This is a genomic window from Lysinibacillus sp. NPDC056959 (assembly GCF_042674095.1).
Lineage (GTDB): Bacteria > Bacillota > Bacilli > Bacillales_A > Planococcaceae > Lysinibacillus > Lysinibacillus zambalensis.
Window position 1 is genome coordinate 47,603 of sequence record NZ_JBHURE010000025.1, and the last position, 21,911, is coordinate 69,513.

General features: G+C 36.8%; 20 protein-coding genes. 18 read left to right on the forward strand and 2 right to left on the reverse strand.

The features are described 5' to 3' along the window. Positions 1 to 3: 3 nt before the first annotated feature. Positions 4 to 1,764 carry a pyruvate kinase gene (gene pyk / locus ACFTQ7_RS20825; RefSeq protein WP_386830763.1) on the forward strand — a complete coding sequence of 587 codons (1,761 nt, stop codon included), beginning with the start codon at positions 4 to 6 and terminating at the stop codon, positions 1,762 to 1,764. A 296-nt stretch (positions 1,765 to 2,060) separates the two neighbouring features. Then, complete coding sequence (locus tag ACFTQ7_RS20830) at positions 2,061 to 2,450, forward strand: FxsA family protein (RefSeq protein WP_386830765.1); 390 nt, start codon at positions 2,061 to 2,063, stop codon at positions 2,448 to 2,450. Here ACFTQ7_RS20830 and ACFTQ7_RS20835 read toward each other — a convergent pair. Then, positions 2,434 to 3,399, reverse strand: coding sequence for an AI-2E family transporter (locus tag ACFTQ7_RS20835; protein ID WP_386830767.1), 966 nt, complete (start codon positions 3,397 to 3,399; stop codon positions 2,434 to 2,436). The genes ACFTQ7_RS20830 and ACFTQ7_RS20835 overlap by 17 nt on opposite strands. Before the next feature lie 253 nt (positions 3,400 to 3,652). Between ACFTQ7_RS20835 and citZ the strand changes: the two genes are divergently transcribed. The 4 genes from citZ to ACFTQ7_RS20855 all read left to right on the forward strand — a co-directional run bounded on the left by citZ (position 3,653) and on the right by ACFTQ7_RS20855 (position 8,285). Beyond that, a complete protein-coding gene (gene citZ, locus ACFTQ7_RS20840; protein WP_386830769.1) occupies positions 3,653 to 4,768 on the forward strand; it encodes a citrate synthase in 1,116 nt (371 codons plus the stop codon). A gap of 80 nt (positions 4,769 to 4,848) precedes the next feature. Beyond that, entirely contained in the window at positions 4,849 to 6,111 is a 1,263-nt protein-coding gene (gene icd / locus ACFTQ7_RS20845; RefSeq protein ID WP_386830771.1) for an NADP-dependent isocitrate dehydrogenase, read from the forward strand. Positions 6,112 to 6,483: 372 nt separating this feature from the next. Then, positions 6,484 to 7,422, forward strand: a complete 939-nt coding sequence (gene mdh, locus ACFTQ7_RS20850; protein WP_349659216.1) for a malate dehydrogenase — start codon at positions 6,484 to 6,486, stop codon at positions 7,420 to 7,422. A 278-nt stretch (positions 7,423 to 7,700) separates the two neighbouring features. Beyond that, a complete protein-coding gene (locus ACFTQ7_RS20855; RefSeq protein ID WP_386830773.1) occupies positions 7,701 to 8,285 on the forward strand; it encodes an SMI1/KNR4 family protein in 585 nt (194 codons plus the stop codon). Positions 8,286 to 8,599: 314 nt separating this feature from the next. Here the strand turns inward: ACFTQ7_RS20855 and ACFTQ7_RS20860 are convergent, their stop codons facing one another. Beyond that, complete coding sequence (locus tag ACFTQ7_RS20860; RefSeq protein ID WP_386830775.1) at positions 8,600 to 9,424, reverse strand: MBL fold metallo-hydrolase; 825 nt, start codon at positions 9,422 to 9,424, stop codon at positions 8,600 to 8,602. Between the two features lie 197 nt (positions 9,425 to 9,621). Here ACFTQ7_RS20860 and ACFTQ7_RS20865 point away from each other — a divergent pair, with 197 nt between their 5' ends. From ACFTQ7_RS20865 to coaE, 12 genes are all read left to right on the forward strand, one after another. After that, positions 9,622 to 9,882 (forward strand): hypothetical protein, encoded by a 261-nt coding sequence (locus ACFTQ7_RS20865; protein WP_386830777.1) that lies wholly within the window; start codon positions 9,622 to 9,624, stop codon positions 9,880 to 9,882. Positions 9,883 to 9,928: 46 nt separating this feature from the next. Beyond that, a complete protein-coding gene (locus ACFTQ7_RS20870; RefSeq protein ID WP_386830779.1) occupies positions 9,929 to 10,369 on the forward strand; it encodes a MaoC/PaaZ C-terminal domain-containing protein in 441 nt (146 codons plus the stop codon). Positions 10,370 to 10,421: 52 nt separating this feature from the next. Further along, complete coding sequence (locus ACFTQ7_RS20875) at positions 10,422 to 11,138, forward strand: response regulator transcription factor (protein ID WP_079561585.1); 717 nt, start codon at positions 10,422 to 10,424, stop codon at positions 11,136 to 11,138. After that, the gene (gene pnpS, locus ACFTQ7_RS20880) at positions 11,135 to 12,670 is read left to right on the forward strand and encodes a two-component system histidine kinase PnpS (protein ID WP_386830782.1); all 1,536 of its coding nucleotides are present in this window, start codon (positions 11,135 to 11,137) and stop codon (positions 12,668 to 12,670) included. The genes ACFTQ7_RS20875 and pnpS overlap by 4 nt, the downstream gene beginning before the upstream one ends. A 382-nt stretch (positions 12,671 to 13,052) precedes the next feature. Continuing rightward, positions 13,053 to 13,421, forward strand: a complete 369-nt coding sequence (locus ACFTQ7_RS20885; RefSeq protein WP_349659220.1) for a CidA/LrgA family holin-like protein — start codon at positions 13,053 to 13,055, stop codon at positions 13,419 to 13,421. Next, a complete protein-coding gene (locus ACFTQ7_RS20890; protein WP_386830784.1) occupies positions 13,418 to 14,131 on the forward strand; it encodes an LrgB family protein in 714 nt (237 codons plus the stop codon). The genes ACFTQ7_RS20885 and ACFTQ7_RS20890 overlap by 4 nt, the downstream gene beginning before the upstream one ends. Before the next feature lie 179 nt (positions 14,132 to 14,310). Next, the gene (hflK, locus tag ACFTQ7_RS20895) at positions 14,311 to 15,315 is read left to right on the forward strand and encodes an FtsH protease activity modulator HflK (RefSeq protein ID WP_386830786.1); all 1,005 of its coding nucleotides are present in this window, start codon (positions 14,311 to 14,313) and stop codon (positions 15,313 to 15,315) included. After that, on the forward strand, positions 15,315 to 16,325 hold the full coding sequence (gene hflC / locus ACFTQ7_RS20900; RefSeq protein WP_386830789.1) for a protease modulator HflC: 1,011 nt from the start codon (positions 15,315 to 15,317) through the stop codon (positions 16,323 to 16,325). Before hflK ends, hflC begins: the two co-directional genes overlap by 1 nt. 674 nt (positions 16,326 to 16,999) lie before the next feature. Beyond that, positions 17,000 to 17,431, forward strand: a complete 432-nt coding sequence (locus ACFTQ7_RS20905; protein ID WP_386830791.1) for a DNA polymerase I — start codon at positions 17,000 to 17,002, stop codon at positions 17,429 to 17,431. 205 nt (positions 17,432 to 17,636) lie between these two features. Next, positions 17,637 to 20,264, forward strand: coding sequence for a DNA polymerase I (gene polA / locus ACFTQ7_RS20910; protein WP_386830793.1), 2,628 nt, complete (start codon positions 17,637 to 17,639; stop codon positions 20,262 to 20,264). A gap of 12 nt (positions 20,265 to 20,276) precedes the next feature. Next, a complete protein-coding gene (mutM, locus tag ACFTQ7_RS20915; RefSeq protein ID WP_386830795.1) occupies positions 20,277 to 21,149 on the forward strand; it encodes a bifunctional DNA-formamidopyrimidine glycosylase/DNA-(apurinic or apyrimidinic site) lyase in 873 nt (290 codons plus the stop codon). Positions 21,150 to 21,162: 13 nt separating this feature from the next. Beyond that, positions 21,163 to 21,756 carry a dephospho-CoA kinase gene (gene coaE, locus ACFTQ7_RS20920; RefSeq protein ID WP_386830797.1) on the forward strand — a complete coding sequence of 198 codons (594 nt, stop codon included), beginning with the start codon at positions 21,163 to 21,165 and terminating at the stop codon, positions 21,754 to 21,756. Positions 21,757 to 21,911 lie beyond the last annotated feature (155 nt).

The following is a 21,911-nucleotide window of genomic DNA, read 5'->3' on the forward strand; positions in this document are numbered from 1 at the left end:
AAAATGAGAAAAACAAAAATCGTATGTACAATTGGTCCAGCAAGTGAGTCACCAGAAGTTTTAGAGAAACTAATTGAAGCAGGTATGAATGTAGCACGCTTAAACTTTTCGCATGGTTCTCATGAAGAACACGAAGTACGCATTAATTTAATTCGCGAAGTAGCACAAAAATTAGGGAAACCAGTTGGAATTTTGCTGGACACAAAAGGTCCTGAAATTCGTACGCATAATATGAAAAACGGAGAATTGCATTTAGCAGCTGGGCAAGTTATTGATATTTCAATGACGGAAGTTGAAGGAACAGAAACTAGCTTCTCTGTAACGTACGAACGTTTAATCGAGGATGTTGAGCAAAACGCCATTATTTTATTAGATGATGGACTTATTCAACTACGTGTATTAGCAAAAGATATGGAAAAAGGTCTTATTCATACGATTGTTGAAAATGCAGGTGTTTTAAAAAATAAAAAGGGTGTTAACGTGCCGGGCGTTTCTGTACAACTTCCTGGAATTACAGAAAAAGATGCACAGGACATTTTATTCGGTATTAAGCAAGGTGTTGATTTTATTGCAGCCTCGTTCGTTCGTCGAGCAAAGGATGTACTTGAAATTCGAGAATTACTTGAACAAAATGGCGGTAACCACATTCAAATTATCCCGAAAATCGAGAATCAAGAGGGTGTCGATAATATCGATGAAATCATCTTAGTCTCAGATGGATTAATGGTAGCGCGTGGTGATCTTGGTGTAGAAATCCCGGCAGAAGAAGTACCGCTTGTACAAAAGAAATTAATTTTAAAATGTAATCAAGTAGGTAAACCAGTTATTACAGCTACACAAATGCTAGATTCGATGCAACGTAATCCACGTCCAACAAGAGCAGAGGCTAGTGACGTAGCAAACGCAATTATCGATGGTACAGATGCAATTATGCTTTCTGGTGAAACTGCAGCAGGACTATATCCAGTAGAGTCTGTACAAACAATGAATAAAATCGCACAGCGTACAGAAAATTCATTAGACTATAAGGCAATCGTCTCTACTCGTAGTCGTGAAAAAGAAGCAAATATGACGGAGGCAATTTCTCAGGCAGTAGCTTACACTTCGATTAACTTAGGTGTAAAGGCCGTACTTGCACCAACAGAAAGTGGTAATACAGCTAGAATGATTGCAAAATATCGCCCAGGTGTACAAATTGTCGCGGTAACGGGTTCTACCAATACAGCTCACGCATTAACACTAGTTTGGGGGGTATTCCCAGTTGTTTGCCAACGTGTTACGACAACAGATGAAATTTTAGAGCTAGCTGTTGATGAAAGCTTGAAACATGGCTTTGTAACGCATGGTGATGCAGTTGTTATTACAGCAGGTGTACCAGTAGGTGAAGCAGGTACTACTAACTTAATGAAGGTACACATCATCGGAGATTTATTAGCTCGTGGTCAAGGAATCGGTAAAGCTTCAGTAGTAGGTAAAACAGTTGTTGCTAAAAATGCAGCAGAGGCACTAGCTTATGATACAGACGGATGCATTATAGTAACGGTTGGTTCAGATCGTGACATGATGCCAGCACTTGAAAATTGTATCGGTCTGATTACGGAAGAGGGCGGGCTTACAAGTCATGCAGCAGTTGTAGGACTAAGCCTTGGCATCCCTGTTATCGTTGGAGTAAAAGAAGCTACTACACTGATTCGTCACGGTCAAGAAATTACAATGGATGCTGAAACGGGAGTTATTTACAAAGGGCATGCAAGTGTTCTTTAATTTCTTTCAGTGGTTGTCCCCGAAAGAAATTAAATCTCCGGTCGATTGTGAACGCAAAATGATGCCGAGACAAAATTGAATCTATAATAAAAAGCTCTAGTGCAACATAGTTGTACTGGAGCTTTTCTTATATTAAAGAAGAAAATAGCATTTTGTGAGCTAATTTTGCTTAGTTTTAACTATAAAAAGAGTAGCTTCGGCTTGTCTTTAAATAGTACCTTTGTTTTTTTATGAAACTTAATGGGCTATAATAACGTATATAAGGTATAGTGTTTTCAGCTAGAAAGGAGAAAAATATGAGAAAAATTTTTCTTGGTTTCATTGTCTATGCATTAGCCGAGTTGGCGTTATTAATAGTAGTTGGTCAAAATATTGGTATTTTAATTACATTACTGCTTATAGTCGCTACGAGCATTATAGGTATTTATGTAGTGAAAAATAAAGGTATGAATTCTGTGCAAAAGGTTAAAAATACGATAGCACGAGGAGAGGCTCCAGGGCCAGCATTAGTTAACACCGTTTTAAATTTCAGTGGTGGTGTACTTCTAGTATTACCAGGTTTTATAACAGATCTTGTTGGTTTATTATTGTTACTGCCTTTTTCTCGCAAAATGTTCCAACCAATCTTTTATTATTGGATGCGGAAAAAAATGAAAAAGGGTCAATTTATCATCGTTCAAAAATAGCATTTTCCTTTAGTTTAACAGCCAAAAATAAAAATACGGGGCTAAGTAAAATGCCGTAAAAACCAAATAATAAAATAGAGGCAGCACTGATGAAAAAGGTGTGGAAAGTCCGTAATTGTAATGTGTTTGACCAAAGCATGGAATCAGCTAGCTGCCTTGTTAATTGAACGAAGAGATATAAAAGTAAAATAGCTACACATAAAAAGGTATTGCCTTTTAAGTAAAAGTAAATGCTCATGGGTACAAGAAATACGCCAATCCCAAAGAACGGAAGTACATCTGCAAATGCAACTATAAAAGCTTTGATGATGGCTTGTTCAAATTGAAGAATCATGAAGCCCCCACATAGGATGAGTAGAGTAATTGTGAACAACTGAAACTCCACATACAAAAAGTAATGAAATAGCTGCATCATTTTAGAAAAATGCGACTGCCACTCATTGCGAAATTTTTTTGGCACATATTGAAAAAACCAATATCGGGATTTGCGAGTTTCCAATAGGGCAAAATAGTAAGCGACAAGGAATATAAATACTTCAATTACATGTTTCATTAATAGTTGGAAAATATTAGCCATGTATAAAAAGATTGAATCGAAAATTGAAAGCGATTTTTCCTTTAAAACTTGGATAAACATTGATTCATATTCGTTGAAAAGTGGGAAATTTTGTAGTGTATCTCGAATTTCAGGGAAGATAAGAATAATGCTGTTTATAGAAATGATAACGAGAAGGAAAATGCAAGTTAGAATAAGTGCTTCCACGATAATAGCTGCTAGCCAATAGGCAATCCTACAATAAGAATGAAGGAATTTTATGATAGGATACGTAGAAAAAGACAAAAAAATCGCGAGAGATACAGGTAATACGAACCACAATATTGTTAAGTAGAATATAAAAAACAAAACACTTATAGTTCTTTCGTATGAAAAATATTTAATATTCCTCATTTTTACAAATTCACCCCGTTTCAATTGATAAATTAATGTCAAAATACAAAAAAGAATCTCTTTCAGGCGTATATATAATCGCTCGTGCACCTTTTTCTTTATTCGGAGGTTTTTCATTCACAAAGCTGTCAAAAATGATTATAATAGCAATTGTAAGCGATTTACTTAATGGTTCATATGAGCAAAAAACGTAAATGCGACCTAATAACTGCATTTACAACTAAAAAATATAAATATGAGGGAGCGATAATTTATGTCAGCAACTAAAGGTTTAGAAGGTATCGTAGCAGCGGAATCTAAAATCAGTTCAATTATCGATGACACACTTACATATGTTGGTTACAACATTGATGATTTAGCAGTGAACGCGTCATTCGAAGAGGTAATTTATTTATTATGGCATACTCGTTTACCAAAAGCAGACGAGCTAGCTGAATTAAAACAACAATTGGCAGACAACATGTCTATTCCGCAAGCAATTGTAGACCAATTCAAAACATACCCACTTTCAACTGTACATCCAATGGCTGCACTACGTACTGCAGTATCTTTACTTGGTGTATTCGATGAAGAAGCGGATGTTATGGATACAGAAGCTAACTATCGTAAAGCTATCCGTTTACAAGCTAAAATTGCAACAGTAGTTACTGCATTTGCGCGTGTTCGTAAAGGTTTAGAGCCAGTTGCTCCAAAACCAGAATTAGGATATGCTGCAAACTTCTTATACATGCTTAAAGGTGAAGAACCAGCAGCAATCGAAGTTGAAGCATTCGACAAAGCATTAGTATTACATGCTGATCACGAATTAAATGCATCTACATTCACAGCACGTGTATGTGTAGCTACATTATCTGATGTTTATTCTGGTGTAACTGCAGCTATCGGTGCTTTAAAAGGACCACTTCATGGTGGTGCAAATGAGCAAGTTATGAAAATGTTATCTGAAATCGGCTCACTTGAAAACGTTGAATCTTATATTCAAAATAAATTAGATAACAAAGAAAAAATCATGGGCTTCGGTCACCGCGTATACCGCAAAGGCGACCCACGTGCACCACACTTACGTGTAATGTCACAAAAATTAACTGAGCTAACTGGTAAACCAGAGCTTTATGAAATGTCAGTTAAAATCCATGACATGATCGTAGAACAAAAGAAATTACCTGCAAACGTAGACTTCTTCTCTGCGTCAGTGTATGATTCTTTAGGTATTGATCATGACCTATTCACACCAATTTTCGCAGTATCACGTACTTCTGGTTGGGTAGCTCATATTCTTGAGCAATATGCTAACAACCGCCTAATCCGTCCACGTGCAGAGTATGTTGGACCAGGCATGCAAAAATATGTTCCAATCAGCGAGCGCTAATTCGGAAAATATGCTAGAATATTTGGGACTGTGTTACTGATAACACAGTCCTATGATTATGAATTTAGGAGGCAACATCAATGTCAAACAAAATTGTAGTTGAAAATGGCGTACTTAATGTACCAAACAATCCAGTGATTCCTTTCATCGAAGGTGACGGAATCGGTCCAGATATTTGGGCTGCAGCATCACGCGTAATCGACGCAGCAGTAGAAAAAGCTTACAACGGCGAAAAGAAAATCGAATGGTTAGAAGTTTTAGCTGGTGAAAAAGCATTCAACCAAACTGGTGAATGGTTACCACAAGAAACTTTAGACAAAATTAACGAATACCTAATCGCAATCAAAGGTCCTCTTACTACTCCAATTGGTGGTGGTATCCGCTCTCTAAACGTAGCATTACGTCAACAGCTTGACCTATATGTATGCTTACGTCCAGTACGTCACTTTGATGGAGTACCTTCTCCAGTTAAACGTCCAGAAGACGTTGATATGGTTATCTTCCGCGAAAACACAGAAGACATCTATGCTGGTATCGAATTCGAATCTGGTTCTGAACAAGCACAAAAAATCATCAACTTCCTACAATCTGAATTTGGTGTTAACCAAATCCGCTTCCCAGAAACTTCTGGTATCGGTGTAAAACCTGTATCTAAAGAAGGTACTGAGCGTTTAGTACGTTCTGCTATCGAATATGCTATTACTCATAAACGCCCATCTGTTACTTTAGTACACAAAGGTAACATCATGAAATTCACTGAAGGTGGATTCAAAAAATGGGGTTATGAATTAGCTGAAAAAGAATTTGCTGATCAAACATTCACTTGGAACCAATATGATGCTATTAAAGCTGAACAAGGTGAAGAAGCAGCGAACAAAGCACAAGCTGACGCTTTAGCAGCTGGTAAAATCTTAGTTAAAGATTCTATCGCTGATATCTTCTTACAACAAATCTTAACTCGTCCAAATGAGTTCGACGTAGTTGCTACAATGAACTTAAACGGTGACTATATTTCTGACGCATTAGCTGCTCAAGTTGGTGGTATCGGTATCGCTCCAGGCGCAAACATTAACTATGTAACTGGTCACGCGATCTTCGAAGCTACTCACGGTACAGCTCCAAAATATGCTGGTCAAGATAAAGTAAACCCATCTTCAGTATTACTTTCAGGTGTATTAATGCTTGAACACTTAGGATGGCAAGAAGCAGCTGACATGGTTACTAAATCTGTAGAGAAAACAATCTCTTCTAAAGTTGTAACTTACGACTTTGCTCGTTTAATGGACGGCGCAAAAGAAGTAAAATGTTCAGAATTCGCTACTGAATTAATCAAAAACCTTTAATTTTCTATTTTAAATAGAAATTATAGTTAAAGCGGATGTTATTCTGCCGATATAATTAGGGTGAAATGTAAATTTCTATTGAACTTAGCTTAATAAAATATTTACGATGAACTTGTTTAATCGAGGGAGGAGAATTTATTCTCCTCCCTTTTTTAAATTCATTCAGCGGGTGTTTAAACACCCGCTGAATGAAGCCTCCGGCGGATGTCACGGAATCAGAAAGGAGTTCTTTGAGGATGTTAGCCTAAAATCATCACATCCATGTGATAACGGCTAACTGACCTGCATCGTGCAGGCCTAAAGCTGATTCCTGACGCAATTATGCCGAGGCATAATTGATTATATAACCTAATTTTAAAGGAGCGTATTCGAATGTCTCTGAAACGAAAAAAAATCTCAGTAATCGGTAGCGGTTTTACTGGCGCTACTGCAGCATTTTTAGCAGCTCAAAAAGAACTTGGTGATGTAGTGTTAGTGGATATCCCTCAAGCTGAAAACCCAACAAAAGGTAAAGCTCTAGATATGTGGGAAGCTGCACCAGTGCAAGGCTATGATTCTTATGTTAAAGGTACTTCTAATTATGCGGATACTGCAGATTCTGATGTAGTAATTATCACTGCTGGTGTTGCTCGTAAACCAGGTATGAGCCGTGACGATCTTGTTCAAATTAACCAAGATGTAATGAAAGCTGTTTCCAAAGAAATTGCTAAGTACTCACCAAATGCAACAATCCTTGTTCTTACAAACCCAGTTGATGCAATGACTTACACAGTATTCAAAGAAACTGGTTTCCCTAAAAATCGTGTAATAGGTCAATCAGGTGTACTCGATACGGCTCGTTTCTGTGCGTTTGTAGCTGAAGAACTTAATATCTCCGTAAAAGACATCACAGGTTTTGTTTTAGGTGGGCATGGTGATACAATGGTGCCACTAACTCGCTACTCATTCGCTGGTGGTATTCCATTAGAATCATTAATCCCAGCAGAGCGTCTTGAAGAGATTGTTGACCGTACACGAAAAGGTGGCGCTGAAATCGTTAACCTTCTTGGAAACGGTTCTGCATATTATGCTCCTTCAGCAGCGCTTATTGAAATGGCGGAAGCTATCATTAAAGACCAAAAACGTATACTTCCATCTATTGCATACTTAGAAGGCGAATATGGCTACAATGATTTATACCTAGGTGTTCCGACATTATTAGGTGCAAATGGTGTAGAAAAAATCTTTGAACTTGAATTAACAGACAATGAAAAAGCAGCTTTAGATAAATCGGCAGAAGCAGTCCGCGATGTTATGAAAGTTTTAGCTTAATAAAAGTTTATGAAATCGAGTAGGATTCATTCCTACTCGATTTTTTTTTTGAGTATTTAGGTATCAAAAAGTATAGTAAAAATGTACGGACATATGTGCAAGAGTAGAAATATGCTAAAATTATCCTATCAATAAGTACATCGAGGTTTATCTGCCTACATTTGCTTGAACAAAGAGACAAAATAAAGTTTTTGAGAAAAACGAAAAAACCTTCTGTACTGGCATGCATATAACCTAACAAATAAATTTTTATATTTTGTTATTGGGAGGACGAAATAATGGATTTAGTAAATCAATTTTTAAACGGCTTGAGAGAGGCATTATCAACAGAGGAGCTAGAGGAACTAAATACAGCTAGTGGTGCTACAAAAGAAGATATTGAAACGCTAAAGTCCGAATATCCAAATTGTCCAGAATCACTAATCTGTCTACTTGATAATATTGATGGTACATATTGGCGGAAATATGGAGAAAGCGAAATTGCGGTTTGTATTTTAGGTTCAGATGTTGAAGAAGGTAAATATCCTTACTATTTGCTGTCTACACAGCAGATGCTCGAAAGTTCAAAAGAAGAAGAAGACGTCTCTTATCTTTTAGAATATGACGAGGAGGCTGTTGACTCTAAGATAAATCCGGAGGGACTTCTCCCAGGTATGTATATCCATTTTTCAGACTGTATGAATAATGGTGGATCATCGAGACTCTATATTGATTTTAACCCATCTGATGAAGGTGTATGCGGTCAAATAATTCGCTTTTTGCACGACCCTGATGAATATGAAGTGATAGCGAACAGCTTTGATGAGTATTTACAGGATCTTATTGACTGTGGTTTTATTTTTCTGGAAAACGAAGAACAGTAATCTCTTGTATTTTAGATATTAAAAATATTCAACAAACGGGCGACAATTGTTGAAAAGCTTGAATGATGTATCCATCTCATACACTTATTTTACCCAAAAATATATTGTCTGACATAATAGTTTACCAGGCAAAATGATTCGATGCGTCTCACAGCGAAAAATATAGTAGCTTACGTATTGTTTTATAAGAAAATATTAGATGAGCGTCTTGCATCGTAATGAAATACGATAACAGGACGCTTTTTGATTCCGCGAAAATTGGAGGCAACAACTTTGGAGATATCAACAGAATACTTCCGAAAAGTGGAATTAACTTAAGTAGTGAAAAGCTTACCCTCTATAGCATTTATATACCTTACAGCTGAGTTATGAACAGATTGTTTTGCATCTTTTTTCACAATACGGAGAAAAGCATCATATATCCGTTCAAAATGTAAATTCTCTACTTGACTTAAGATTCTTTCCACTGTTTCAACAGGAAGTGGAATGAAATTAGGGAAACTATACATAAATGTTACCCAATTACGATCAGCCACTACACGAATGATATCTCCAACTAGTAATATGCCATTTTGTTGATAACCATTTTTCCATTCTAGTACAGTGGCTCCTTTAAAATGACCACCCATACGATAAAGAGTTAACCCATTCTGTAAAGTAAGGGATTCACCAGACCAAAAAATAATCTTGTCACTAGTCCTTGTAACCCATTTTTTATCATCCTCATGAATATAAATAGGTGCGTTAAAAGTTTCTGCCCACTCCACTTGACTTGAATAATAATGAGGATGAGATAATGCGATGGCATCAATTCCCCCTAACCTCTCAATTGTATCAATAGTTTCTTGATCAATATATGAAATACAATCCCATAACAAATTAAAACCCTGTTCTTGAATTAAATAAGTTGTTTGTCCAATTCCAAATGTCGGGCTAGTTGTAATACTGAATAATCCATCTTCTTCAAGATTGAAGTTATTTTTATAGATTTCAGAAGAAATCATTTTGTCCAAAGTTGTCCAAGTTTGCCCATTTACACTGACATATTGTCTTTCTTCTGAACAAATAGTACATTGCTTCGGCTCTTCCATTGATTTTTCATACTGCGCCCCACATGTTTCACAAATATAGTAATTCAAAATTACTCCTCCTTTAAAATCCTTGACCTCAATTCATTACACACCATATATTACCAACGTCATCCAGAAAAGTATTTACAACTTTAGTCTGAATTTCATAATTATGTTAATTTTGTAGTTCGTTAATTTTTAGTTCATTCGGCGATTCTCTAAGTAAGGAATTGATGAAATCCGCAAATATGAAGAGGAGATGTCCTTTGTATTTTTTTCAGCTACGCTTTGGAGAATCTGGTCGTTCAACAAAAAGAATGGCAACACAATTCTCGATTAAAGACAAAGGACCGATAAACAATGTTGCTGCCGCTTCGCTTTCGCACAGAAAACATTTGTTGTTGCTGCCGCTTCGCTTTCGCACAGAAAACATTTGTTGTTGCTGCCGCTTCGCTTTCGCACAGATAAAACAATTGCTGAATGAAGATAAAATGGTTACTCTGCTTTTCGTTGTACTTTTGGAATAAAATTGATACTATGAAGATATATGATAGAAAAGGGGTTGGCGTATTTTTGCTTCAAAAAAACAGTAAGCTTGGTCTCTCTATTGATGAAATTACAGTTGGCGAGAAGATTCATATAACCGAAAAGATAGAAGATAAGGATTTATTGCTTTATTTAGGACTTACGAATGATAATAATCCACTTTATATTCAACATGATTATGCTGCAATGACACCTTTTCAAAAGCCAATCGTACCAACAATCATGTTAAATGGCATTATTACTTCAGCTGTGTCAAAGTATATTCCTGGACCAGGTGCACGAATTATTGAGCAACATATAAAATATTTAGGACCGCTCTATCATTATGAATTATTTGATACTCTTTTAGAAGTAACAGAAGTAAATAAATTACAAAATACGATTACAGTATCTGTACACTCCTATAATGAGCAAAAGGAACTTGTGATTGAAGGTACTTTACTAGTAACACCACCACTTACTTTATAAACGTCTTGAGATTTGAAATGGGGGTTTCAAATCACTAACGGAGGCAATACACATGACAAAAACGATTTTAGTTGTAGAAGATGAATTTTCTATTGCGACATTATTGAAATATAATTTAGAACAGGCTGGATATGTTGTCGAAACAGCTGCAGATGGTCAAGAGGGTCTTGATAAGGCAATTGACTTACAGCCAGATTTAATTTTATTAGATTTGATGCTTCCAAGACTTGATGGTATGGAGGTTTGTAAACAAATTCGTCAACAACGTATGAATACACCTATTATTATGCTAACAGCAAAGGATGACGAGTTCGATAAAGTACTTGGTCTAGAGCTAGGGGCAGATGATTATATGACGAAGCCCTTTAGTCCACGCGAAGTGTTAGCGCGGGTAAAGGCTGTTTTAAGACGTTTTACACAAAATGTAGTGGCTGAAGATAAGAATGGGTCACAAGAGAAAATGTATGAATTTGGACAATTACGTGTTTTTCCAGAGCGTTTTGAAGTGTTTTTACAGGATGAAGCACTGGAATTTACACCAAAAGAATTTGAACTACTCATTTATTTACTTGAAAATAAAAACCGTGTTTTAACGCGTGATCAGCTACTAAGTGCTGTATGGAAGTATGACTTTGCTGGCGATACTCGAATTGTGGATGTGCATATAAGCCACCTTCGCGATAAAATCGAGGAAAATAGCCGTAAGCCGATATTCATCAAAACAATTCGCGGCCTTGGCTATAAATTCGAGGAGCCGAAAACGACATGAAATCAATGAGCAATCGCTTATTCTTGACATTCATGCTATTGCTTGGAACGATATTAGCTGTCCTAATGGTTGTAATAGGTCAGCTTTTTCCTGTTTATATAGAACAGCACAACGAACAGGCTAGTGTAGAGATGCAAAAATCTATTAACCGAGTATTAGATGAACGAAAGATTGAACTATCTAAGGAAGATAAAGAGGCACTATATACTGCGCAAAACATTGAGGTAAAAGATTCTCTATTATCGACTGTTCATGCGCGACTTTATGTAGTGCTAGCGATTCTTTTTATCATAGCACTGATGTTAATGGCTATTGTAAGTCGCTATATGATTCGAAATTTCACTGCTCCAATTGATAACGTGACAGATACTGCACTTGAGCTGGCGAAAGGAAATTATCGTGCTCGTGCCCATGAAAATGAGCATGAACGCATGATGCCGCTTAGTCACTCCATCAATATTTTAGCGCGTAATTTACAGGATATTACGACGATTCGTGAGGTAGAAGAGGAAAGGCTTAAAACATTAATTGAAAACATGGGAAGCTCCCTCATGATGATAGGACGTGAAGGAAATATATCCATTGTGAACCGTGTATTTTTAGAGCGTTTCGGTATGCAAATTGACGATGTACAAGGGAAAGTTTTTCGTACAATTGGTTTACCAAAATCACTAGAGCAATTTATTGATCATGTGTTTCTAACGGAAATGCCTTATCGACAACAAATTAAAATGGAGGTCCAACAGGAGCTATATAATAAGGAAGTGTACGGAGCGCCTGTTATAGGGGATCATGGTCGTTGGCTTGGTGTCGTTATTGTTATGCATGATATTACGGAACTTGTTCGTTTAGAGCAAATTCGTAAGGACTTTGTAGCAAACGTATCTCATGAATTGCGTACACCTATTACATCTATTAAAGGCTTTTCTGAAACATTACTGGATGGTGCGTATAAGGATGAAAAACTGCTCCTATCTTTTTTAGAGATCATTTATAAAGAAAGTAACCGTCTGCAGATGCTTATACAGGATTTACTAGAGTTATCGAAAATTGAACAGCATGGTTTTACCGTTAATATTATGCCGATGGGCTTGCAAGATGTACTTATACGTGGGGCAGAGCTGACAGGTCCTCGTCTGGATGAAAAAAATATGAGCTTTTATATTGATATAGAGCGTGATGTTCAAGTTATGGGTGATGCCAATCGCATTATTCAAATTGTCACTAATTTAATTACCAATGCTATTACGTACTCTCCAGAAAATACAACCGTTACGATTCGTTTAAAGGAAAATGAAACGTACGGCATTCTTGAAATAGAAGACCAAGGTATAGGAATTGAAAAACATGAAATTGCTCGTGTCTTTGAACGCTTTTACCGTGTGGATCGTGCGCGAAGCAGGAATTCTGGGGGAACAGGTTTAGGACTTGCTATTGTGAAGCACTTAGTAGAGGCGCACCATGGTCGCATTCAGGTAGAAAGTGAAGTTGGTGTAGGAACAAAAATGATTGTTATGATTCCGAAAAATTAACGAATTCTTTACAATAGCATAATTTTAGATTCACAATGGGGTCTTATACTTGTTAGTAGAAACCCCCCTTATAAAATTGTTAAGACTATAAAATAGCCAAAAAATCTTTATTTATATATAAATTAGATTTTTTATTTGTTGCTTAATTATCGCCACAATAGTAAGAATCTATTGCCAAACTTTTTGGTAATAGATTCTTTTTCTGTTTTACACGTAACACAAATAGGTGTAAAGTATAGTAGCATAATGTTCAACTAATAAGAAGTGTCTTTTTAGTTGAACCAATCGGGCTTGTACGGTCAGCTAATTAGCACACTTTATCTAGATGTAATCTATATTAGTGACCGTTATAGCAAGATAAAAAATTGAAAGAAGGATGACCATGAAAATCGTCAAAAGTATCGTGCAAATCGGCTATCTTTATGTAATTTTATTTGTTGGGAATAGTATTGCACGCCTACTTCACTTGCCGATTCCAGGGAGCATAATTGGACTAGTCTTATTGTTTTTACTATTGCAGTTTCATTTTATTAAGCTTGAATGGATTGAGCTAGGTGCAGGTTTATTACTTAGTGAACTATTACTATTTTTCATTCCATCTGCTATCGGAGTAATCGATTATACTGCATTATTCGGTGTGCAAGGTGTGAAAGCTGTGCTTGTAATTGTATTGAGTGCCATCGTTGTTATGTTTGCAACAGGTTTCACTGCACAATTGCTAGGGCAACGAAAGAAAGGTGATACTGCATGAGCTTTTTAACCGCTATAGTAAGTCTACTAGGTACTATCGCAGTTTTTTATATTTGTAAAATGTTTTATAAAAAGTATCAGAAGGAATGGTTATCACCTATATTGATTACACCGTTAGTGGTCATTATCATTTTGTTACTAACGGGTACAACTTATAAATCCTATACTGCAGGAGCAGGTATTTTATCAAATTTACTTGGACCAGCAACAGTTGCATTTGCGGTACCAATTTATAAAAATTTTAATCTATTAAAGAAACATGCTTTTGAAATTTTTCTAAGTATTGCAGTAGGCTCAGCCGTTGCCATTACATCTTCATTTATCATTGCTGTAGTAATTGGTTTAAATAATGAACTTGTGCATAGCTTAGTTCCACGTTCAGTTACGACACCAATAGCAATGGACATTTCCAACATGATTGGTGGCTCTCCTACACTTACCGCTGTTTTCGTTATGGTAACTGGTATTTTAGGGAGTCTAATAGCACCGTTAGTGATTAAAGTATGTCGTTTCCATCGACCATCCTCTAGAGGTCTAATGTTAGGAATGGGGGCGCATGGCACAGGTACTTCTAAAGCATTTGAACTTGGTGAGTTGGAAGGTACTTTTGCAAGTCTGGCCATGATTGTAGCTGCATTAATTAGCATTGTTTTATCGACAACCTTTTTCCCAGCGTTTGAACATCTAGTTGTCAATATCCTGTTACCTTAAATGGTAACGGGATATTTTTTGCGGATTAAAGATAGAGACTGTGCAAAAAAAATGGATGAGCTTTACATTGTTCCTTATGTAAAACTGCCTAAAATAAAAAAGTAGTTTATTGAAATATTTTGAAACTTTTAAGTGAGTGTCCCGTATACAATAGTACTAAGCTTAAGGGAGGATTAGACATGAGTGTGAAAAGGTCACTAATGATGGTGGGACTTGGAATTTTCGGCATTGTTGCACTTATTGCGGTATTTACATCGTGGTACACGGTAGATGAATCAGAACAAGCGGTTGTCATTACGTTCGGTCGTGCCGATAATACAGTTACAGACCCAGGTTTACATTTTAAATTACCATGGCCTGTACAATCGGTTCAGGTTTTATCGAAGGAAACATTTAGTTTAAAGTTTGGCTATAAGCAAAATGAAAATGGGGAATTGGAAACTTATGATGCTGAAACGAAAATGATTACAGGGGATGAGCATATTGTTTTAACAGACCTTGTCGTTCAATGGAAAATTACAGAACCGAAAAAGTATTTATTCAGCTCACAAGATCCAGAAAAAATATTACATAGCGCTACGTCGAGTGCGATTCGATCCATTATCGGAAGTTCCAACATCGACGCCGCGTTAACAGAGGGAAAAGCGGACATAGAAGCCAAATCACGAGATTTACTCGTTTCTCTTGTTGAAAAATACGATATTGGTATAAGTGTTTTAGGTGTAAAACTACAGGATGTTGAGTTACCGAATGCAGATGTGCGAGCCGCCTTTACAGCTGTTACAGACGCACGCGAAATGAAAAATACAAAAATAAATCAAGCAGAAAAATATGAGAATCAGCGACTTAGTGAGGCTAAAGGTGAAAAGGATGCAATTATCTCGAAGGCTCAAGGTGAAAAAACAGCGCGTATTGAGCAGGCTCAAGGGGATGTAGCTGTCTTTAATAAAATGTATGAGCAATATAAGGGCAATCAACAGATTACACGCGAACGTTTAATTTTGGAAACACTTGAAAATGTATTACCTAAAGCACAAATTTATATTATGAATGATGATGGTAATACAATGAAATACTTGCCTCTTCAAGCATTGCAACCTGCTAAACAGGAGACACCTGCGACACAGGAAGCACCTGCTAAACAGGAAACAGCAAAAGAGAAAAAAGAAGGGAGCGGTAACTAATGGATCAAAAAAATAAGGATCTTGAAAAATTCCTGAATTTTTTATCGGGTAAATCCAAAAATACTGCTTCGAAAGAAGGGGATACAGAGGATAATGTAATTAAAATGTCGAAAAAAAGCCCGATGAATCCCAAAAAATATATTTCTCTTGCTGTAACTTTAACTGCCGTTTTTGCTATTGCCATTATATTATTTGCTAATGTTTATATAGTAAAAGAGTCCGAATACGCAGTTGTTAGACAGTTTGGAGAAGTAGTAAAATTTCAGAGTGAGCCAGGCTTGAAAATAAAGGTTCCATTTATTCAAAGCGTCACAAAGCTACCCAAAAACCAAATGACATATGAAGTTTCTGAAGAAGAAATTAATACAAAGGATAAAAAACGAATTATTATTGATAATTATGCAGTTTGGCATATAACGGATCCAAAGCAATTAATCTCAAATGCAGGAACAATAGAAAAAGTTGAATCACGTATGGAAGAGTTTATCTATTCAGTTATTCGCTCAGAGCTTGGTCGAATAGAATATACGGAGGTTATTAATGATGAAAATTCTTCACGTGGGAGTATCAATGATCAGGTAACTGCACGTGTCAATGAGCTACTCTCGAATGATAAGTATGGAATAGAAGTAATAGATGTTCGTATCCGTCGTATCGACTTGCCTACTGATAATGAGCAAGCTGTGTTTACTAGTATGATTTCGGATCGTGAATCCAAGGCGCAAATATACCTATCAGAGGGTGACGCTGAGAAACGCCGTATTGAAGCTCAAACAGATAAGAAAGTTCAAGAAATGCTCGCAACAGCGAAAAAGGATGCAGCATTGATTCAAGCGGAAGGTGAAGCAGAAGCAGCGAAGATTTACAATAAATCGTTCTCTCAAGATCCTGAATTCTATTCATTGTACCGGACATTAGAATCATATAAGAAAACTATAGGTGAAGATACGGTCATTATTTTGCCATCCACTTCACCGTATGCAAAAATATTATCTGGCTATATAAAGTGAAACTTTAATCAATGGGGTAGTTTCTTCACCCCCACTGATTATTAGTCTTCATCAATCGGGCTTTTACGGGCAGTTAATCTCCCGCTTAACTTCTTTGCTTTCGTGAATTTTGAGTTGGGAGTCTTGTATCTGACGCTTCGCTTTTGGTATAGATAAATTACTGCCTGCTAATGCGGATAAAATAATACTATTATTATCCTTGCAGGGATAAGTATATGAAGTCGTCTCAATTTTTTGAGACGGCTTTTTTACTCCTTACATAAAACTAGCAATACATTTTGTATGATATTTTTATATACTGGTTACGAGCTTTTGCAAGGATTATTTAATGAATGGCAATATTAATATAAGTTGATCTTCGTTACGAATGGGCGACTCCTTGGGGGTCAGCAATCGAGGAACGAAGGCTAAAAGCATCATATCCTGTGATAACGCCTTCGTGACCAACATCGGCAAAGCGCCCAGCCGGAACGGAAGTCACCCCGACTTTACGGTGATAGGCATTTATGATCTGGTTTTGAGGTTTTGAATTTCGTATCGTATATTTTATAAATATCTATCATTTATCGATGGTATGTTATGAAGATGATAGAAATTTATAATTTTATGTTTCGTATATGACTATTATCTGATAGAATGATAATGTTGAAAAATAAAAAATGGGGGTAATCGTTGTGAAGTTGCAAATTAGTAAGTGGCTCCAAAATTTAGGGATAGCTTGTAGTATTGCATCGTTATTTACACTTTTCTTCCGTCTATCAGATTTTGCATGGATTACAAAAAGTGTTTATCATATACCAGTATTTTTTGTTATTTTGTTTTTATTAAGTTTAGTCATTGCTGAGGATGTACGAAAAATATTTAAAAAAATATTTTTGTATGAAAAGCGAAAAGTTAAGCGTCCCATTTGGCAAGTAGGGATTGGCTTCATTTTCTTTTTAGCACAAATCAGCGCTGTAATGGTTTTCGATACAGAGCTTACACATCCAAAGCTGGGCGGTATGCCAATGTTTTTAGTGTTTGCCTTTATGAATGCCTTTATTTTGACTGTCATATATGAAGAAATTTTCTATCGTAAAGAAAAAACAAATAAAGTTAGTAAATAACGACGTGGAAGTCAATTACAATAAGTGATTGGCTTTTTTTGTGTAGTCAAACATACGTTAATCTATTGCTGTAGAAAATTTGGTGATTTACAACGTTATGATTGGTAAAATAACCGTTTTCTCGATAAAGTAAAAGGAAGAGGCATTTTCAAACATACGTTTTCGTTTTACAATTAAGAAGACGAAAACGCAGGAGGATAAAATCATGACAAAGGAAAAATTGCTATTATTGGACGGCAATAGTTTAGCATATCGCGCTTTTTTTGCGTTGCCATTATTGACGAATGATAGTGGAATTCATACGAATGCAGTGTACGGCTTTACAACGATGCTACAAAGAATATTGGAGGAAGAGCAACCAACGAAAATTTTGGTTGCCTTTGATGCGGGTAAGACAACCTTCCGTCATGAAACATTTACGGAATATAAGGGTGGTCGACAAAAGACTCCATCAGAATTATCTGAGCAGTTCCTTTATATACGTAAGCTTATCGATGCTTATGGTATTAAGCGATATGAGCTTGAAATGTACGAAGCGGACGACATTATAGGGACACTTGCCAATGAAGCTTCGACTCAGGATATGGATGTCATCGTTGTATCAGGAGATCGTGACTTAACACAGCTCGCGACTGAGCAAGTAACAGTATACATTACGAAAAAAGGTATTACTGAAATTGAAAAAAATACACCTGCTTTTATTGCAGAAAAATATGGCTTAACGCCGCAACAAATTATTGATATGAAAGGTTTAATGGGGGATTCTTCAGATAATATCCCTGGTGTACCAGGTGTCGGTGAAAAAACGGCTGTTAAATTACTTAAAGAGCATGGTTCAGTAGAGTCGCTTTATGCGGCAATGGATACAGTGAAGGCTTCTAAAATGAAAGAAAAATTAGTTGCCAATGAAGAACAGGCACTAATGAGTAAAAAGCTAGCTACTATTTTTACAAAAGCGCCGATTGATATAACGCTTTCTGATCTTGCTTACAATGGTCCGAATGAGGAAGAATTAATTAGTGTGTGGCAAGAGCTTGGTTTTAAATCACTACTAGAAAAAAGTGATTTTACTGTCCAAGAAGAGGAACAGGCACCTTTTGACTATGAAATTTTGGAAGAAGTAAAGCAAGAGCATTTAAAAGATGTAATGGCAGTGCACTTGGAGTTAGAGGACGAGCATTATCATACTTGTCAGCAACTAGGTATTGCATTAACAGATGGAGCGAAAACAATGTACGTGCCATTTGATCTTGCGGCTAAATCAGATGTTCTTCGTCTCTGGTTAGAAGATGCTACTAAAATAAAGTATATGTCTGATTCAAAAGCATCTCAAGCTGCGTTAAAACGTGCGGGAATACGTTTAGCTGGTGTGGAATTTGACTTATTGCTTGCTTCTTATATTAATAACCCTGCCCTAAGTGGAGATGATGTGGCAACTCTTGCAAAAGAACTAGGCTATCGTAATGTGCAGGCAAATGAGGCCGTTTATGGTAAAGGGGTAAAACGAGCTATACCAGCTATAGATGCACTTGCTGAGCATGCTAGCCGCAAAGCCTTTGCTGTGTGGTCTTTACAGCCAAAGCTTGAGACATTGTTAAAGGAAAATGAACAGTTCGAGCTCTATAAGAACTTAGAACTTCCGCTTGCTTCTATTTTAGGAGAAATGGAAAGCGAAGGGATTACGGTCAATCGTGCCACATTAGAGAAAATGGGTCAGGAATTAAATGACAAACTAATTGTTATTGAACAAGCAATTTATGCTGAAGCAGGAGAAACCTTCAATATTAATTCACCAAAGCAATTAGGCGTTATCCTCTTTGATAAGCTTGGTCTTCCTGTTATTAAAAAGACGAAAACAGGTTATTCCACTGCAGCGGATGTATTGGAAAAATTAAAACCAGAGCATGCGATTATTGAGCATATTCTTTTATATCGCCAGCTAGGGAAATTACAGTCAACTTATATCGAAGGCTTATTAAAGGAAATCCATAAAGAGGATGGAAAGGTGCATACTCGATTCCAGCAAGCATTAACAGCTACAGGGCGTTTAAGCTCAACGGATCCGAATTTACAGAACATCCCGATTCGTTTAGAAGAAGGGCGAAAAATTCGTCAGGCATTTGTGCCATCGAAAGAAGATTGGATATTATTTTCTGCCGATTATTCGCAAATCGAATTGCGTGTATTAGCCCATATGTCGAATGATAAAAATTTAGTCGAAGCTTTCCGTGAAGGTATGGATGTTCATACACGTACAGCAATGGATGTATTCCGTGTTTCAGCAGATGAGGTCGATAGTCATATGCGTCGCGCTGCAAAAGCGGTGAACTTTGGTATTGTTTATGGGATTAGTGATTATGGCTTATCGCAAAACTTGGATATTACTCGTAAGGAAGCTGCTACATTTATCGAGAAATATTTTGCAAGTTTCCCAGGTGTAAAACAATACATGGATGATATCGTCCAAGATGCGAAGTTTAATGGTTATGTGACAACGATTTTAAATAGACGTCGATATTTACCTGACATTACGAGCTCGAATTTCAATCTACGAAGCTTTGCAGAGCGTACTGCGATGAATACACCAATTCAGGGAAGCGCAGCTGATATTATTAAAAAAGCAATGATTGATATGGATGCTCGTTTGAAAAAAGAAAATATGCAGGCAAAAATACTTTTACAAGTGCATGATGAATTAATATTTGAAGCACCTAAAGAGGAGATTGCATTGCTTGAAAAAATAGTACCAGAAGTTATGGAGAACGCAATTGAGCTTTCAGTACCATTAAAAGTAGATTTTAACTACGGTGCAACTTGGTACGAAGCAAAATAAGGAGAGGTTAAAATGCCTGAATTACCAGAGGTTGAAGGTGTCGTCCAGGCATTAAAACCTAAAATTGAAGGGCGGACAATTCAACAAGTTCAACTATCTGAAATTATTCGTTTTTCCTTTGGGGAAGGAAAGCAATGTATCGTGAAGCAAGCTGAGCCTGATGCATTTGAAATAACGTTGTCTCAAATGACGATTACAACAATTGAACGACGAGCTAAATACATCTTCTTTCATTTACTGAAGGAAGATGTCCCTTATGTGCTTGTTAGCCATTTAGGGATGACAGGTGCTTGGTTTGTGGTAAATTCGCCTGAGGAAATCCAAGAGGTGAAATTTAAAAAGCATATCCATGCTACATTTCAAATGGTAGATGGTGGCTATTTAATTTATTCAGATATACGCCGCTTTGGTGAACTACGTTTTTTAACAAAAATTGAGGATCATGCACCATTAACAAAAATGGCACCAGAGCCATTCGATGAAATAGCATGTGATTATTTTATTGCGAAATCCAAGTTGCCGAAATATGAGAAAAAGGCCGTTAAAGATGTAATTATGGATGGGCAAGTCATTTCGGGCTGTGGTAATATTTACGCAACAGAAGCATTATTTACGCAAAAAATTCATCCGGCCCGTACAATGAACCGCATTAGTGAAAAGCGTAAACGTGAATTGTTTGAGGCGATTGTCGCTATTTTACGCCAAAGCATTGAAGCAGGAGGTTCAACAATTTCAGATTATCGTAATATAAATGGTGAGGCAGGAAGTATGCAGAATCGACTGCAAATGTATGGGAAGAAGATGTGTCCAACGTGTGGAACTGCAACGAGCCAAATGACGATAGGTGGGCGCACATCAGTTTTTTGCCCAAATTGTCAACATTAAAGGGGATTTAACTATGATTATCGGACTAACAGGAAGTATAGCGAGCGGAAAAAGTACAGTAGTAAAAATGATGAAAGCACTGGGTTTACCAATTGTCGATGCAGATATTGTAGCGCGTGATGTTGTTGAACTAGGAACGGAGACTTTAAAGCTAATTGTTGAAAATTTTGGACAAGATATATTGCTAGAAGACGGGAGTTTAAATCGTGCTAAGCTGGGCGATATTATTTTTCACGAGCCTGTTAAGCGTAAAATGTTAAATGATATTATGCATCCTGCTATTCGTAAGGAAATGTTACGCCAGCGCGATGCGTATATAGAGGACGGAGAAAAGCATGTTGTGATGGATATTCCACTTTTATTTGAAAATAAATTACAGCATTTTGTTGAGCGCATTATTGTGGTATCGGTTAGTGAAGAGGTACAGCTACGTCGATTAATGGAGCGTAACAACTTATCAAAGGAGGATGCACTAGCCCGAATGCATTCTCAGTTACCAATGTCAGTCAAAGAAAAAGGTGCTCATGCGGTTATTTACAACAATGAAAAATTAGAACAAACAGAGCAACAATTAAAAAAAATCCTTACTTATTGGGATGTATTATAATTAATTAAAAATCTGTAAATTCATTCGATGCGTAGCAATGACATATTGCTACGCATTTCATATGTGCGCCCGGCATGCGTATGAACTATAGGGTGCAAGTCCCGAACCCCGAAGACAGAAGTAGAGGTTAGCTAAGAGCAAGGGTGTCCGTGGCG